The sequence below is a fragment of the Kyrpidia spormannii genome (assembly GCF_002804065.1).
GTDB lineage: Bacteria > Bacillota > Bacilli > Kyrpidiales > Kyrpidiaceae > Kyrpidia > Kyrpidia spormannii.
The window spans coordinates 1533542-1548585 of sequence record NZ_CP024955.1; the positions used below are offsets into that span (position 1 = coordinate 1533542).

Annotated in this window: 14 protein-coding genes; 9 read left to right on the top strand and 5 right to left on the bottom strand. The window is 60.7% G+C overall.

What is annotated here, in order from left to right:
• The first annotated feature begins 62 nt into the window (after positions 1 to 62).
• From trpD to aroA, 7 genes are all read left to right on the top strand, one after another.
• Positions 63 to 1127, top strand: coding sequence for an anthranilate phosphoribosyltransferase (trpD, locus tag CVV65_RS07850; protein ID WP_100667649.1), 1065 nt, complete (start codon positions 63 to 65; stop codon positions 1125 to 1127).
• Entirely contained in the window at positions 1124 to 1921 is a 798-nt protein-coding gene (trpC, locus tag CVV65_RS07855; protein WP_100667650.1) for an indole-3-glycerol phosphate synthase TrpC, read from the top strand. Before trpD ends, trpC begins: the two co-directional genes overlap by 4 nt.
• Positions 1918 to 2559, top strand: coding sequence for a phosphoribosylanthranilate isomerase (locus CVV65_RS07860; RefSeq protein WP_100667651.1), 642 nt, complete (start codon positions 1918 to 1920; stop codon positions 2557 to 2559). The genes trpC and CVV65_RS07860 overlap by 4 nt, the downstream gene beginning before the upstream one ends.
• A complete protein-coding gene (trpB, locus tag CVV65_RS07865; protein ID WP_100667652.1) occupies positions 2543 to 3745 on the top strand; it encodes a tryptophan synthase subunit beta in 1203 nt (400 codons plus the stop codon). The genes CVV65_RS07860 and trpB overlap by 17 nt, the downstream gene beginning before the upstream one ends.
• Complete coding sequence (gene trpA, locus CVV65_RS07870; protein ID WP_100667653.1) at positions 3742 to 4563, top strand: tryptophan synthase subunit alpha; 822 nt, start codon at positions 3742 to 3744, stop codon at positions 4561 to 4563. The genes trpB and trpA overlap by 4 nt, the downstream gene beginning before the upstream one ends.
• A gap of 13 nt (positions 4564 to 4576) precedes the next feature.
• Positions 4577 to 5695, top strand: a complete 1119-nt coding sequence (locus tag CVV65_RS07875) for a prephenate dehydrogenase (RefSeq protein ID WP_100667654.1) — start codon at positions 4577 to 4579, stop codon at positions 5693 to 5695.
• 66 nt (positions 5696 to 5761) lie between these two features.
• Entirely contained in the window at positions 5762 to 7063 is a 1302-nt protein-coding gene (gene aroA / locus CVV65_RS07880; RefSeq protein ID WP_100667655.1) for a 3-phosphoshikimate 1-carboxyvinyltransferase, read from the top strand.
• Positions 7064 to 7121: 58 nt separating this feature from the next.
• Here aroA and CVV65_RS07885 read toward each other — a convergent pair whose 3' ends face one another.
• The 5 genes from CVV65_RS07885 to CVV65_RS07905 all read right to left on the bottom strand — a co-directional run bounded on the left by CVV65_RS07885 (position 7122) and on the right by CVV65_RS07905 (position 11699).
• The gene (locus tag CVV65_RS07885) at positions 7122 to 7826 is read right to left on the bottom strand and encodes an ABC transporter ATP-binding protein (RefSeq protein WP_100667656.1); all 705 of its coding nucleotides are present in this window, start codon (positions 7824 to 7826) and stop codon (positions 7122 to 7124) included.
• Positions 7826 to 8593: an ABC transporter ATP-binding protein gene (locus tag CVV65_RS07890; RefSeq protein ID WP_100667657.1), complete on the bottom strand. Its 768-nt coding sequence runs from the start codon at positions 8591 to 8593 to the stop codon at positions 7826 to 7828. Before CVV65_RS07890 ends, CVV65_RS07885 begins: the two co-directional genes overlap by 1 nt.
• Positions 8580 to 9551 carry a branched-chain amino acid ABC transporter permease gene (locus CVV65_RS07895; RefSeq protein ID WP_100669302.1) on the bottom strand — a complete coding sequence of 324 codons (972 nt, stop codon included), beginning with the start codon at positions 9549 to 9551 and terminating at the stop codon, positions 8580 to 8582. The genes CVV65_RS07890 and CVV65_RS07895 overlap by 14 nt, the downstream gene beginning before the upstream one ends.
• A 9-nt stretch (positions 9552 to 9560) precedes the next feature.
• A complete protein-coding gene (locus tag CVV65_RS07900) occupies positions 9561 to 10439 on the bottom strand; it encodes a branched-chain amino acid ABC transporter permease (RefSeq protein ID WP_100667658.1) in 879 nt (292 codons plus the stop codon).
• Between the two features lie 84 nt (positions 10440 to 10523).
• Positions 10524 to 11699 carry an ABC transporter substrate-binding protein gene (locus CVV65_RS07905; RefSeq protein ID WP_100667659.1) on the bottom strand — a complete coding sequence of 392 codons (1176 nt, stop codon included), beginning with the start codon at positions 11697 to 11699 and terminating at the stop codon, positions 10524 to 10526.
• 230 nt (positions 11700 to 11929) lie between these two features.
• On the opposite strand from CVV65_RS07905, the gene CVV65_RS07910 reads away from it, so the two are divergent.
• Complete coding sequence (locus CVV65_RS07910) at positions 11930 to 13591, top strand: DNA repair helicase XPB (RefSeq protein WP_100667660.1); 1662 nt, start codon at positions 11930 to 11932, stop codon at positions 13589 to 13591.
• Positions 13566 to 14921: a helicase-associated domain-containing protein gene (locus CVV65_RS07915; protein WP_157935432.1), complete on the top strand. Its 1356-nt coding sequence runs from the start codon at positions 13566 to 13568 to the stop codon at positions 14919 to 14921. Before CVV65_RS07910 ends, CVV65_RS07915 begins: the two co-directional genes overlap by 26 nt.
• Positions 14922 to 15044: the final 123 nt, after the last annotated feature.

The window sequence follows — 15044 nt, forward strand, 5'->3', positions numbered from 1 at the left end:
ATTCGAGCCGTCTGTGAGCCGAGGGAGAGCAGCAGAGATAAGTGAAGGAGAGTGGAGACGAGATGAGGGATGTGCTCGAACAGTTGATCCGCGGGGAGGACTTGTCCGAGGCCGAGGCCCAGGCGGCCATGGAACAGGTCATGAGCGGAAAGGCGACCAACGCCCAGGTCGGGGCGTTTCTTACTGCCCTGAGAATCAAAGGAGAACGGGTGGAAGAGATAGCAGGTTTTGCCAAAGCCATGCGAAAGTTTGCCCAGCCCCTTCCCGTGGATGGGGATAAGGTCATTGACACCTGCGGTACCGGCGGCGACGGAGCCCGGACTTTCAACGTATCGACGGCGGCGGCGTTGGTGGCTGCGGCAGCCGGGGCCAAAGTGGCCAAGCACGGCAACCGGAGCGTGTCCAGTCGAAGCGGGAGTGCGGACGTCTTGGCGGCTTTGGGGGTGGAGGTGGACCTCTCCCCGGAGGAAGCGGCCCAGTGTCTGGAGGAAGTGGGGTTGTGTTTTCTTTTCGCGCCCAGTTATCACGGGGCGATGCGCCACGCCATGGCGCCGCGCAAGGAATTGGGTTTCCGGACGGTGTTTAACATTTTGGGTCCACTGACGAATCCCGCCGGGGCCCGGCGGCAGGTGATGGGGACTTTTGCACAGGATCTCGTGGAAAAGACGGCCAGGGTGCTGTTGCGGCTCGGTGCGAACCACGCTTGGGTGGTGCACGGGATGGAAGATCACCTGGATGAGCTGAGCGTGAGCGGGCCGAGCCTCGTGGCTGAAGTGAAGGACGGGACAGTGCGCACCTTTGTCTTGAATCCCGAAGACGCAGGATTGAACCGGTCGCCCCTCAGTGAAGTGGCGGGAGGCGACGCCCGGGAAAACGCAGCCATCATTCTGGACGTGCTGAGTGGAAAACGTGGTGGAGCCCGGGACATCGTTGTTCTGAACGCGGCGGCCGGCCTTCACGTGGCGGGGATTGCCCCGACCTTGGAAGCGGGAGTGACTCTAGCCCAGCGGATGTTGGACGAAGGCCGGGCGAAGGAAACGCTCGATCGGCTGGTGGAAGTCACGAAAGCTTTGGCCGGACGGCGGAACGAGAGCGCCCCAGCGGTGAAAGGTGGGGTGGTGGGGTGACCATCCTCGAGCGGATTGTCGAGGAAAAGAAACAGGAGGTCCCGGCCCTGGAGGCAAACGTGGCGGCCTGGGAGCCCCGTTTGGCGGCCGCGCCGCCGGTGAGGGATTTTCGCGCCGCACTGGAGCAAGGGGCGATGCGCCGGGTGGCGGGGGCCGGAGTCGGGCTGATTGCCGAGGTCAAGAAAGCCTCGCCTTCCAAAGGGGTGATCCGCCAGGATTTCGATCCCCTCGCCATCGCGGAGGATTATGTGCGCGGAGGGGCGGACTGTATGTCCGTCCTCACTGACCGGACCTTTTTCCAGGGCGACCCGGGGTATTTGGAACAGATCCGCAAACATGCGGATGTTCCCCTCCTGAGAAAAGATTTTATTATCGATGAGCGACAGGTCTGGGAGGCTCGTTGCCTCGGTGCTGATGCTGTTCTCTTGATCACCGCGATTCTCCCGAATGATCAGTTGGAACGGTTGATTGCCGAGGTCCGTCGGTGGGGCATGACGCCTTTGGTGGAGGTGCATTCCGAGGAAGAGATGGATCGGGCAGCTGGTGCGGGGGCCGATGTGATCGGGGTGAACAACCGGGATTTGCGGACCTTTCAGGTCGATCTCGGCGTGACGGAGCGGTTGGTGCCCCGGGCACCGAAAGGGGCCTTCGTTATAAGTGAGAGCGGGATTTCGGCGCCCGAGGACGTGCGCCGGGTTCGAGAAGCCGGGGCCCGGGCGATTCTCGTGGGCGAGAGTTTGATGCGCCGGCATGATGTCATCGAAGGGATTGAGTTCCTGGTGGGTTCCCGGTGACGACAGTCAAGGCCTGCGGATTTACCCGGGCAGAGGATGTGGCGGCGGCGGAACGGCTGGGCGTAGATTGGATTGGCTTGGTGTTCGCGCCGAGTAAGCGACGGGTCGAGGTAGAACAGGCAGCCCGTTTGCGGGCTGGCACCCGTCTGCGGTGCATGGGGGTGTTCGTCGACGCCGGGATTGAAAAAGTGAGGGAGACGGCCCGGCGGGTGGGTCTTGACGGGGTGCAGTTGCACGGGGTGGAATCCCCTGAGGATTGCCGGCGGTTGCGGGATGAGGGATTGTTTGTGGTCAAGGCCTTCTCGGCTCTGATGGAGAGACCCGGGGCGGCAGCGGCGTACAAGGGCGCCGTCGATGCCGTGCTCGTCGATGCCGGGGTTCCGGGGGAGCGGGGAGGGCGGGGGCAAACGTTTCGGTGGCAAGACATTCCCGAATGGCGCAAGGGTGCCGAAGGGTTTTTTTTATGGATCGCCGGGGGGTTACGCCCGGAGAATGTTCAGGAATTGCTTCGGGGATACCGCCCGGATGGCGTGGATGTTTCCTCGGGGATCGAGACGGGGGTCCCCGGTGTCAAAGATGTGGCGAGAATGGAAGAGTTTGTTCGAAAGGTGAGGGAATGGGATGACGGAACCCGGTGAGCGGGGACGGTTCGGCCGGTTTGGGGGGCAGTACGTCCCGGAAACGTTGATGTCCGCCCTGGAGGCGCTGGAAAAAGATTATCTCAAGTGGAAGGATGACGAACGGTTTCGCAACGACCTGCACCGGTTCTTGACCGATTATGCCGGACGGCCGACGCCGCTGTATTTTGCGGAGCGGTTGACCAATCATGTTGGAGGGGCGCAGATTTGGCTGAAGCGGGAAGACTTGACCCACACCGGCGCCCACAAGATCAACAATACCATCGGTCAAGGACTCTTGGCCCATTATACGGGAAAACGGCGGGTCATCGCCGAAACCGGGGCGGGTCAGCACGGGGTGGCCACGGCGACGGTGGCGGCCCGGCTCGGTTTGTCTTGTACCGTGTTCATGGGGGAAGAGGATATCCGGCGTCAGGCGTTGAATGTGTTTCGCATGCGCCTTTTAGGGGCGGAGGTGGTGTCGGTCTCGTCGGGGACTGGCACCCTGAAAGACGCGATGAACGAGGCGATCCGGCACTGGGTGGAGCATGTGGAGGACAGCTTTTACGTGCTCGGCACCGTGGGCGGGCCCCATCCGTATCCGGTGATGGTGCGGAATTTCCAGCGGGTCATCGGGGACGAAACCAAGGCCCAGATCCTGGAGAAGGTCGGGCGCCTGCCTGACGCCATCGTCGCCTGCGTCGGAGGCGGTAGCAACGCCATGGGGATTTTCTATCCGTTTCTCGAAGACGAGGGTGTGCGTTTGTTCGGCGTCGAGGCGGCGGGCAAGGGGTTGTCCACCGGTCTTCACGCGGCGGCTTTGGAGGGGGGGGAGCCCGGGATTCTGCACGGGTGCTTCACGTACCTCTTGCAGGATCGCTACGGTCAGGTTAAACCGGCCCATTCCATCTCGGCGGGTCTAGATTATCCCGGCGTGGGTCCTGAGCACGCCTACCTCTATGAAACCGGCCGGGTGAAGTACGTGGGCGTGACAGACGATCAGGCCCTGGATGCCTTTCACCGATTGGCGGAGTTGGAGGGGATTCTGCCTGCCCTGGAGAGCGCCCACGCCGTGGCCTATACGCTGGAATTGGCCAGAAAGATGGATCCGGATCAGGTGGTTGTGATCAGCCTGTCCGGGCGCGGGGATAAAGATGTGGAAACCCTCATGCGGCAACAGTCCGGCCTTGGAGGTGATTCGAAATGAGCACCTCCTTGCAGGTTGCCTTGGAGAGACGACGGCGCGGAGGGGAAACCGGGTTCATTCCCTTTATCACCGCCGGGGACCCCACGATGGAGGTCACCGTGGAGGCGGTGCGGAGATTGGTCCGGGCCGGGGCGGACGCTGTGGAGATCGGGATGCCTTATTCCGATCCCCTGGCCGACGGTCCCACCATTCAGGCGGCTTCCGAGCGGGCTTTGCGCGGCGGGTTTCAGATGCCCGATTTGTTTCGGCTGGGACCGATCCTTCGGGAGGCGGCGGGGGAGGTGCCTTTGGTGGCTTTTACCTATGCAAACCCCGTCTACCGCTGGGGATGGCAGACCTTCGCGGAAGACCTGGCGAAGGCGGGATATGCCGGGGTGATCGTGCCGGATCTGCCCATGGAAGAGGCGACTCCTTTACGGGAGGCCGCCGACCGGGCGGGGGTGGCACTGGTGCCGCTTGTCGCACCTACCAGCCACGGGCGAATCGAACGGATTTGCAGAACGGCCAGGGGATTCGTATATGCCGTGTCCTCAACGGGGGTCACGGGTGTCCGCAAACGGATGCCCGAGCACCTTTCCAGGTTCATTGACGACATCCGGCGGTGCACCGATTTGCCGATCGGGGTGGGATTCGGGATCGGAACCCCGGAGGCGGCGGCTGCGGTGGCCGAGGCGGCCGACGCGGTAATTGTGGGAAGCGCCTTGGTGCGCATCTTGGCCGCCATCACCGAAGAAGGAAGAGATGCTGGCGACGTGCTGGACGATCTGGAGACTTTTGCCCGAACACTGGTGGCTCCCTTGCGAAGGGCCGAGAAATGAGGGGATTGAAACGGTGACGGAAAAGGGGCCGGCGCTTCATCGAATTGCCGTGGTGGGATGTGGTTTGATCGGGGGCTCCCTGGCGTTGGCTTGGCAGCGAGCCGGGGTGGCTCGGGAGATTGTCGGGGTGGACGTATCGGCCGAGCACCTGGACATCGCCTTGGAGATCGGGGCGATCGATCGGGCGCTGACCCTTCGGTCTGCCATGCAAGAGGCCGACCTGGTGGTGTTGGCGGCTCCGGTCAAGGAATCGATGGCCCTACTGCGGGAGATCGCCGCCTTTCGTCCGGCTGCGGGGACGCTCATCACCGATGTGGGAAGCACAAAGCGGGCGATCTGCCAAGAAGCGACCCGGGTGTTGCCAGAAGGCGTATCGTTCATCGGGGGCCATCCCATGGCGGGTTCCGAGAAATCGGGGATCCGGGCGGCGTCGCCCCGGCTGTACGAGAATGCCGTTTACGTACTCACTCCGAACCCGGGGGAAAAACCGGAGATGATTCAGCGACTTCGGGATCTGGTCCAGGCAGCGGGAGCCCAGGTCTTGATCCTCGATCCCGAACACCACGACAGTTTGGTGGCGGCGGTGAGTCACCTCCCCCACGTTGTGGCGGCGCAATTGGTCCATCAAGTAGCCGAGTTGGGAGAAGACGATCCCCTATATGCCGTTCTGGCGGCCGGGGGCTTCCGGGACGTTACGCGGATTGCGTCTGGACATCCGGTGATGTGGCGAGATATCCTATTGACAAACGGGGATCGTCTTAGACCGCTGTTTGAGCGGTGGAAGGATCAGATTGAGGAGCTTCTCGGATGGATCAACCGCCGGGACGGCGAGGCCTTAGAGACATTTTTCCGCCAGGCCGCCCAGTGGCGAGATGCCCTTCCCGTGCGGGGGCGGGGGGCGATTCGGCCGGCTTTTCAATGTACGGTGGACGTGCCCGACCAGCCGGGGATCATCGGCACGGTGGCCACCCTGCTTGGCGAGGCGGGGATTAACCTTCGAAACATTGCCATCCTCGAGAGCCGGGAAGACGAGGACGGCCAACTCAGTTTGACCTTCGATACCGAGGCCGGCCGGGACCAGGCGGCTCGGCTACTCGCAGAGCATGGATTCAAAGTCGATCCGCGCATGTGAGAGAGCACAGCCATGAGAGGTTCCTCCCCCGGCGGGGCGGCGGGACCGGCACGGGGGGTGGCTTAGATGAAATTGATCGTTGAAACGGCCGGGGCGCTGAAGGGACAAGTCCGGGTGCCGGGGGACAAGTCGATTTCTCACCGGGCGGTGATGTTTACCTCTCTGGCCGATGGGGTGTCCCGGGTGGAGGGATTTTTGTTCGGCGCGGACTGTTTAAGTACGGTGGCTTGCATGCGCGCTCTCGGCGTCCCTGTGGATATAGAGGATGGGACTGTGATTGTGCACGGGGTGGGCATGCATGGACTCCAGGAGCCCGACGATGTCCTCGATGTGGGCAACTCAGGTACCACCATTCGGCTTTTGCTGGGCCTATTGTCTGGACAGACATTTCATAGTTGCCTGACCGGTGATGCGTCGATCCGCAGGAGGCCCATGGGCCGGGTGGCCAGGCCATTGCTCAGTATGGGTGCCCGGATCGACGGCCGCCGAGACGGGGATCTGGCTCCCCTGTCGGTGCGAGGAGCAGATCTGCATTCGATTAAATATCAAATGCCCGTCGCCAGTGCCCAAGTGAAATCGGCCATTCTCCTCGCCGGGCTGTTTGCCTCCGGGGTGACCGGCGTACGAGAGCCCTCACCATCCCGGGACCATACCGAGCGCATGCTCAAGGCCCTCGGGGCGCCGATTTCCAGAAGGAGCGGCTACACCGAGATCGGTCGGCCGGCGCGGTTGAAGGCGATGGACATGCGGGTCCCGGGGGACCTATCATCCGCAGCTTTTCTCTTGGTGGCGACACTGATCGTTCCAGGGAGCGAGTTGATCCTGGAAGACGTCGGTGTGAACCCGACCCGCACGGGCATTCTCGACGTCCTTGGCGCCATGGGTGCCCAGTTTGACATCGAGGAAGGGGAACCCCAGGCCGGTGAACCCACCGCCCGCCTCGCCGCCAGGTCCGGGTCCCTGGTCGGGACGACGGTCGGCGGTTCTTTGATCCCGCGGCTGATTGATGAGATTCCCATTCTCGCCGTGGCGGCGGCCGCGGCCGAGGGAACCACGGAGATTCGGGACGCTCGGGAACTACGGGTCAAAGAGACGGACCGCATTCGCACCGTGGCTGAAGAACTCCGCAAATTCGGCGTCCAGGTGGCGGAATTGGAAGACGGCCTCATTATTGAGGGGGGGCGGGCGCTGAAGGGCGCCCACTGCCGCAGTCATGGCGATCACCGAATCGCCATGGCGATGGCCGTGGCGGGCCTGGTGGCCGAAGGGGAGACGGTGGTGGAAGGCTGGGAGGCGGCGGACGTGTCCTTCCCCGGATTCGTTGATTTACTTCGGGAACTGGGAGCCCGGGTCCGGGTCGAGGAGTGAGCAGCGAAGAGGGGGACGGCTGGAAAGGGAGAGGGCAGGTGCCGCGTACCCCGGGGATCTAACCCCCGAGGTACGCTTTTTTCACCTCGTCGCTCTGGGCGAGTTCAGCGGCGGGTCCGCTGTGTTTAATCTGTCCGGTCTCCAGCACATACGCCCGCTTGGCAATGGAAAGGGCCATGTGGGCGTTTTGTTCCACGAGAAGGATGGTCGTGCCCGCTTGGTTGATTTCCTGGATGATGGAGAAAATCTCCTGGACCAGGATCGGTGCCAGCCCCATTGAAGGCTCGTCCAAGAGCAACAACCGCGGCCGAGCCATGAGCGCCCGACCGAGGGCCAGCATCTGTTGCTCGCCTCCGGAAAGAGTGCCCGCAGACTGGCGACGCCGCTCCTGAAGGCGGGGAAAGCGGCTGTAAACCATCTCCAGGTCCTTCTGAACCCCGTCTTTGTCCTTGCGCAGATACGCCCCCATCTCGAGATTCTCTTCCACCGTCATGGTGGCGAATACCCGTCGGCCTTCGGGCACTTGAGAAACGCCCATTCGGACGATTTCTTTCGCCGGCGTCTTGACCAGGGATCGGCCTTCAAAAAGCACCTCTCCGCTCCTGGGGGTGATGAGCCCGGAAATGGTGCGCAAAAGAGTCGTTTTGCCGGCGCCGTTCGCCCCGATCAAGGTGACGATCTCCCCTTGATCCACGGTGAGCGACACATTTTTCAAGGCGTGAATGACCCCGTAATACACGTTCAGATCCCGGATCATCAACATCACGAGGTCACCTCCCCGAGATAGGCTTCAATCACTTTGGGATTCGACCGGATTTCCTTGGGGCTGCCCTGGGCAATCACCATGCCGTGGTCGAGGACGTAGATCCGTTCGCAGATTCCCATCACCAAGGACATGTCGTGCTCGATCAAGAGGATCGTCAGGGAAAACCGCTCCCGGATAAAGGCGATGAGATCCATCAATTCCCGGGTTTCCTGGGGGTTCATCCCCGCTGCGGGCTCGTCCAGGAGCAAGAGCCTCGGTTCCGTGGCCAGGGCCCGGGCGATCTCCAGCCGCCTCTGCTCCCCGTACGGCAAGTTCCGGGCCAATTCGTCCTTTTTCTCTTCCAAATGAAACAAGCTCAGAAAGGCCAGCGCTTTCTCTTCGATCTCCTGCTCCCCGCGAAAATACGTGGGCAGGCGAAGAATGGAAGACATCACCCCGTGCCGCACGTGGTTGTGGTAGGCGATTTTGACGTTGTCCAAAACCGTCATGTCGCTGAACAGGCGGATATTTTGGAAGGTCCGGGCGATCCCCGCCCGATTGATCCGCCAGGGCGCCCACCCGACAAGAGATGCACCGTCAAACAGGATCCGCCCTTCGCTGGGGGCATAGACCCCTGTCAACAGATTGAAGACCGTGGTTTTCCCCGCTCCATTGGGACCGATCAGTCCCACCAATTCCCCGGTCTCCAGGTGCAGTGAAACCTCGGAAACCGCCCGCAACCCTCCGAATTCGCACGTCACTTTGTCCAGCTCAAGGAGCGGCATGTTCGTCCCTCCTTCGTCCGAGCCCGATGGCGGAGAGTCTAAATTCCTTGGTTCCCATGAGCCCCTGGGGCCGGAAAATCATGATCAGGACGAGGATCAGGGAGTAAATGACCATTTGCCATTGAGGGTAGTCCTGTAAGAACGCGGTGATGAGCGTCAACACCACGGCGCCCAGGATCGATCCGGTGATACTCCCCAGGCCCCCGAGCACCACGATGACCAGGATGTTGAAACTCTGTAAAAACCCATAAGACGTCGGTTTAATAAAGTAAAACGTGTGGGCGGACAATGCGCCGGCGACTCCGGCGAAAAGCGCGCCGATGGAGAACGCCAGCACTTTATAATACGTGACGTTGATCCCCATCATTTCGGCGGCGACTTCGTTTTCCCGCACAGCGATACAGGCCCGTCCATGTCTGGAATGGACAAAATTGGCGATGACGACCACCGTGATCAACGCGGCGAAGTACAGCCACGTGAAATTCGTTTCTTTGTGCACCGTCATTCCCGCGGCCCCGCCCACGTACTGCAGGTTGATCAGAATAACCTGGATGATCTGTCCGAACCCCAGGGTCGTGATCGCCAGGTAGTCGCCTTTCAGGCGAAGGGTTGGGATGCCGATGAGCAGCCCCGCCACTGCAGCGGCCAGGGCGGCGATGATGAGTGCCGGGAAAAAGGGCAGTTGCATCTTCGCCGTCAGGACCGCCGACACGTAAGCGCCCACGGCGGCAAACCCGGCATGTCCAATGGAGAATTGGCCAGTAAATCCGTTGATGAGATTGAGGCTGACCGCCAGAATGACGTTCAAACACATCTGGTAAACGATCAGCGCCATATACGAGTCGATGATGCCGTTATCGATCAGAAGGCCGATGATTGCGTACAAGACGAGGCCGACGCCGATCCACGCCCAAAACGACCATCGTCCCGCCAGAGCGCCTCGTTTTTTCTCCTGCATCGGCGTCACCTACACTTTCTCCCTGGCGTGTTTGCCGAAAAGACCTTCGGGTTTGATCAGCAGGATCAGGATCAGGAGGGCAAAGGCCACCGCGTCCCGCCACAGAGAAAAGCCCAGGGACTGAACCAGGGTCTCGATCATCCCTAACACCAGGCCGCCCACCATCGCTCCGGGGATGATGCCGATCCCGCCCAGCACCGCGGCAATGAACGCTTTCAGTCCGGGCATGATGCCCATCAACGGATCAATGGCACTGTAGTAAGCCCCATAGATCACCCCGGCAGCCGCCGCCAGGGCTGAACCGATGGCGAAAGTAAAAGAGATCGTGCGGTCGACGTCGATCCCCATCAATTGGGCAGCTTCGGCATCGTAGGCGACGGCCCGCATCGCCTTGCCCATCTTCGTCCGGTGCACGATGTATTGAAGAATCACCATGAGCACCACGCTGAGAACGATGATGCCGATTTGCTGCACGCTGATCGTGACCCCGCCGACGTTGATCGAACGACTCGGCAACATGCTGGGATAACCCCGGGCCTGGGCGCCCACCGCGATGATCCCAGCATTTTCGAGAAACAGGGAAACCCCGATGGCGGTGATCAGCGCCGCAATTCTCGTCGATTTGCGGAGCGGCCGGTATGCAAACCGCTCGATCACCACGCCGAGGACGGCACAAGCGGCCATGGAGACGATGAGAGACCCCAAGAATCCAAGATGCAACACGGTATAGGAAAAATACGCCACAAAGGCCCCGACCATAAACACGTCACCATGGGCAAAATTGATCAGCTTGATAATCCCGTAGACCATGGTGTATCCCAGGGCGATGAGGGCGTAGATGCTACCCACCGATAAACCGTTGACAAGTTGTTGGATAAATGTGGTCATACTGCCCTCCCTCTTCACACGGCAAAGGGGGGATTGCCCCCCCTCGCGCGAGATCGATCATTCCGCCCACCGGCTGTGCCTTGGTCAGGTAGTGGGTTGAATCTTGGTCCGGAAAACTTGTTTGCCGTCTTTCATCTCAATGACCACCGCAGCCTTTACCGGATTGTGCTGGGCGTCGATGCTCATCGTGCCGGTCACGGCATCGAAATTCTTGGTCTGAGCCAGGGCGTCTTTAATCTTCACGGGATCGGTCGAACCCGCCCGTTTGATGGCGTCTGCCACAAGGCGCACAGTATCATAGCCCAGAGCCGCGAATCCGTCCGGCTTCCGATTATACTTAGCCTGGAATTTCTTTACGAAATCCTGGATCTTCTGGTCCGGATCATCGGAGGAGTAATGGTTGGTGAAAAATACGTTGTTGGTGTTTTTCGCGCCGGCGATCTGGACCAAGGTGTCGGAATCATACCCATCACCGCCCAGGATCGGCTGGTTCATGCCCAGCTCCCGGGCCTGTTTGATGATCTTGCCGACGTCTTGGTAATAGTTTGGAATATACAACAGATCTGGATTCATGCTCTTGATCCGGGTGAGGGTCGCCCGAAAATCAGAGTCGGTGGAGGTATACTGCTCGGAGTCGATCACCTTGCCGCCCTGCTTCTCGAACTCTTTCTTAAAGGCGTCCGCCAGACCTTTGGCATAATCGCTGTCTTGGGCCACATAGAGGACGGCTGTTTTCGCGTTCAGGTCTTTTCTCGCAAAATCAGCGCCCACCGTGCCTTGGAAAGGATCAATAAAGCAGGTGCGGAAGGCGTACTCGTTCACCTTTCCCGTATTCGGATCCACGGTGATCTTGGCCGCCGTTCCGGTCGGTGTGATGATCGGAATCTTGGCGTCGGTGGCGACGTTCAATTCCGCCATGGTGTTGCCCGTTGTGGCCGGGCCCAAGATTGCGACGACTTTTTGTTCGATTAATTTTTGCGCAATAGTGGTCGACTGGGTGGTGTCAGACTGGTTGTCCAACGCGATCAAGTTCAACTTTTTTCCGAGGACGCCGCCGGCCTGGTTGATTTCGTCTACGGCCAACTGCATGCCATCTTTGGCCGAGCTCCCGTAGGCTGAGACTTGGCCGGAAAGTTCGAGATTGGCGCCGAGATTGATGGTGCCACTTTCGGCACCCGTCGTGCCCGATCCCGAACCGCAGGCCGTCAGCAGCGCACTGCCCAACAGCAGCGCCGTGACCACTGACCATGGCTTTTTCATCATGAGACCCCCTTGAAGGAAATACTGACATATACCATTTCTAATCATACAGCACTAGGAGATGAAAGTGCAGGCATTGTAAGAGGCTGAAAGAATAAGAAAAAGGGCGAATTTAGACAAGGGGTAGGCCTTATGTCCCATATCGGCGGATCACGCCCATATTCGGCATTTTCGAATAACCCATACGGGGATGGGCCATCCTAAGACGGGAACTGTGAGGGGGGATCAGGGTGCGGAGGGGTCCTTTGGTCGTTGGGACCGAACGCAGGGTGTGGTGTTACATGGATCACCCCCGGGCGAAAGAAGCTGTCCACGCCCTCGCCATTTTCGCCGACCTGATCAAAAGTCCACTGCAGGTTCGGGAGTACCGGATCACCGAACTCAGCCTTTGGCACGCCTGCGCCTTGGGATGGGGGTCCCGGGAAGTGCTGGACACGCTTCGGGATTTAGCCATGGGGCCCATCCCCTATCCGGTGCAGGAGTGGATTGTACTCACCATGAATCGATGGGGAGGGCTCGTTCTCGAAAAATCCGGGCGCAGGTATCAATTGGTGGCTCGCCAACCCCTGTCCGAGGGCGTGCGCCAAGCCCTTCAGCAGTCCGGCCTCCTGGAGCGGGGCGGCCGCTGGATGGTGCCCGCGCGACAAAGGGGCGAAATCAAGCGGCAGCTTCTATCCCTGGGCTATCCCGTGCTGGACATGGCGGGTCACGCGCCGGGGGAACCCCTCGACATTGATCTGAAGGGGACCGTGATTCTTCGCCCCTATCAAGACGAGGCGGTGCAGGCCTTTTTTGACGAGGGTCGCCATGGGGGCAGTGGGGTCGTGGTCCTGCCCTGCGGGTCCGGGAAAACGATCGTGGGACTGGCGGTGATGGCCCGGTATCGCCAGCAGACCCTCGTTCTCACCTCCACCACCACCGCGGCTTATCAATGGAAGCGCGAGATCGAAGACAAATGTGAGATCGCCCCCGATTCGATCGGCGTTTACGCCGGGGATGAACGGGTGATCAAGCCTGTGACCATTTCCACTTACGCGATGATGACGTGGAAGAATCCCAGGGGGGCCATGCCGCATCTTCGGGAACTCGCCCGTCACCCCTGGGGGTTGGTGATTTATGATGAGGTGCATCTGGTTCCCGCCCCGATCTTTCGTTTTTCCGCCGGAATTCAAAACTGCCGGCGACTGGGGCTCACCGCTACCCTGGTGCGGGAAGACGGCCGGGAGGCCGACGTGTTCAGCCTGATTGGCCCGAAATGTTTTGACTTGCCGTGGCGCACCGTGGAAGAGGAGGGGTGGATCGCCAGGGCGGAGTGTTACGAATTGCGGGTCCCCCTGGACCCCGCGGCGGAGGAAGCGTACCGCCAGGCCGAATCCCGGGAACGGTGGCGAATTGCTGCGACAAACCCTCGAAAACTTGAGGTGGCCGCCGAGTTGGTGGCCCGGCACCGGGGTACGCCGGTGCTGGTGATCGGACATTATCTCGACCAGCTCCGGGAACTGGCCCATCGGCTCGGTGCGCCAGATATCACCGGGGATACACCCGAGCGGGTGCGCCGGGAGACTTATGACGCTTTTCGCCGGGGCGAAATCCCCGTCCTTTGTTTGTCCCGAGTGGCCAACACGGCGGTGGACCTCCCGGATGCCCGGGTGGCGGTGGAGTTGTCCGGGAATTTTGGCTCCCGGCAGGAAGAGGCCCAACGCCTCGGGCGCCTTCTTCGTCCGAAAAAAGACGGAGGGGAAGCGCGGTTGTACATGTTGGTGACCGAGGGCACCGAGGAGGTGGAAACGGCGGTTCGCCGGCAGCAGTTTTTGGCAGAGCAAGGGTATGAATATCGAATCTTCGCGGTGCGGGCAGGGGTGGAGCATGCGTTTGACGGAGTGTCTCAATGAATCGGATGTCCGGGCGTTACAGCGGATCGCGGCGCATTACGAAGAGGATTTTCATTCGAGCTCCAAAATGTCCCTAATCCAAGGGATTGTGGCCGGAATGGGTCGCCGGACAGAGATTTGCCGGCGGATTGAGGATTTTCCCCCGTTGATGAAAGACGTGGTGGTCGCCCTGGCCTGCGAGCGGGAGGTATGGAGTGCGGAGGACCTCCGGGCCCTAGTGGGCCGGGTATTCGGCCAAGGAGTGGAATGGCGGGAAGTGGCGGACCGAGTGATGGAGAGGGGTTGGATGTTTCCCCTGCGGTCGTCGCGTTCTCAAGTCTTGTACCATCTGCCGGATGAGGTGCGGGACGGGGTGAGGCAGTGGCTTCGGGAGAAGAGCCGAAAAGGAGCGGAGCATGTCCCGGAACCGCTGGTGTGGAAGGATGAAAGCTTGGCCATTGTTCGGGATACGGCAGTCTTTTTGGCCTATGTCGGCCGGCGGGAACCAGAGTTGACCGGGGAGGGCGTGCTGTACCGGAGACACCAACAACAGATCTTTCAGTTGATGGAGATTCGGGAGGAACCTCTCGCCCCGGTCACATGGCGCTTTGGATACGGGCGGCGGTTTTACGACTATCCCGACCGATTTGCAATGATTTATGATTTCTGCTACGCGAAGGGCTATGTGGAAGAAGGCCCGGAGCGCTTGGCCCTGGGAGCCCGGGCCCGGGAATGGCTGGCCCGGTCGGACGGGGAAAAATGGAAAGAAATGTTCTCTTTCTGGCGACACTTGTATCGCCGGGCGATTCCGGAGTTGCCTATGGCACTGATCTGGTTGTCCGAAGCTTGCGCCCAGGGGTGGGTCCGGGAGGATCGTCTCGATGCCCTTTTGGTTCCTTATGTACAGGGTTATTACTATGAGGATGCCGAGACTGTGAAACACCGGAGGATTTACGCCATGCTCGTTCACTTCGGACTTTTGCAGTGCGGGACCGGGGAAGACGGGAGGCGGGTGTATCGGAGAAGCGAGATGGCCGGGGGCCCCTGGACGGTCGGCGACGAGCCAAGGGTTTCGGAGGAAAGCCGGGGTATCGTCGTTCAGCCGCATTTTGAAATCCTCGTCGAGCCTCGCTGGGTGGCGCGCCTGGCCCTTGATCTAGGTACCTTTGCCGAGCCCGTGAGCGGAGAAGGGTTTCCGGTGTACCGTCTGACCCGCCGCAGTGTGCGGGGGGCGGTTGATCGCGGGTGGAGCGGGGCCGATATGGTGAACTGGTTGCGGCGGCACTGCCGCCACGAGGTTCCGGGCAACGTCGAAACACAAATTTTGCAATGGGCGAAAGGGCCGTCGTAGAAGGAAAATCGACGGCCTTCGTCGAATATAATGGTTCATACAAGGCGCGAATATTTGATCTTTTTGAGACAGGACGGCACGGGGTGTTAGGGGCAAGGTCCTCTGGGGATTCCGTGGGATTGG

What these genes read in the sequence shown, in the direction of transcription:
- CVV65_RS07890 (WP_100667657.1), bottom strand. Translation starts at nt 8,593, where the DNA reads ATGCCGCTCCTTGAGCTGGACAAAGTGACGTGCGAATTCGGAGGGTTG.
- CVV65_RS07895 (WP_100669302.1), bottom strand. Translation starts at nt 9,551, where the DNA reads ATGCAGGAGAAAAAACGAGGCGCTCTGGCGGGACGATGGTCGTTTTGG.
- CVV65_RS07915 (WP_157935432.1), top strand. Translation starts at nt 13,566, where the DNA reads ATGCGTTTGACGGAGTGTCTCAATGAATCGGATGTCCGGGCGTTACAG.
- trpA (WP_100667653.1), top strand. Translation starts at nt 3,742, where the DNA reads ATGAGCACCTCCTTGCAGGTTGCCTTGGAGAGACGACGGCGCGGAGGG.
- trpD (WP_100667649.1), top strand. Translation starts at nt 63, where the DNA reads ATGAGGGATGTGCTCGAACAGTTGATCCGCGGGGAGGACTTGTCCGAG.
- trpB (WP_100667652.1), top strand. Translation starts at nt 2,543, where the DNA reads ATGACGGAACCCGGTGAGCGGGGACGGTTCGGCCGGTTTGGGGGGCAG.
- CVV65_RS07885 (WP_100667656.1), bottom strand. Translation starts at nt 7,826, where the DNA reads ATGTTGATGATCCGGGATCTGAACGTGTATTACGGGGTCATTCACGCC.
- aroA (WP_100667655.1), top strand. Translation starts at nt 5,762, where the DNA reads ATGAAATTGATCGTTGAAACGGCCGGGGCGCTGAAGGGACAAGTCCGG.
- CVV65_RS07905 (WP_100667659.1), bottom strand. Translation starts at nt 11,699, where the DNA reads ATGAAAAAGCCATGGTCAGTGGTCACGGCGCTGCTGTTGGGCAGTGCG.
- CVV65_RS07900 (WP_100667658.1), bottom strand. Translation starts at nt 10,439, where the DNA reads ATGACCACATTTATCCAACAACTTGTCAACGGTTTATCGGTGGGTAGC.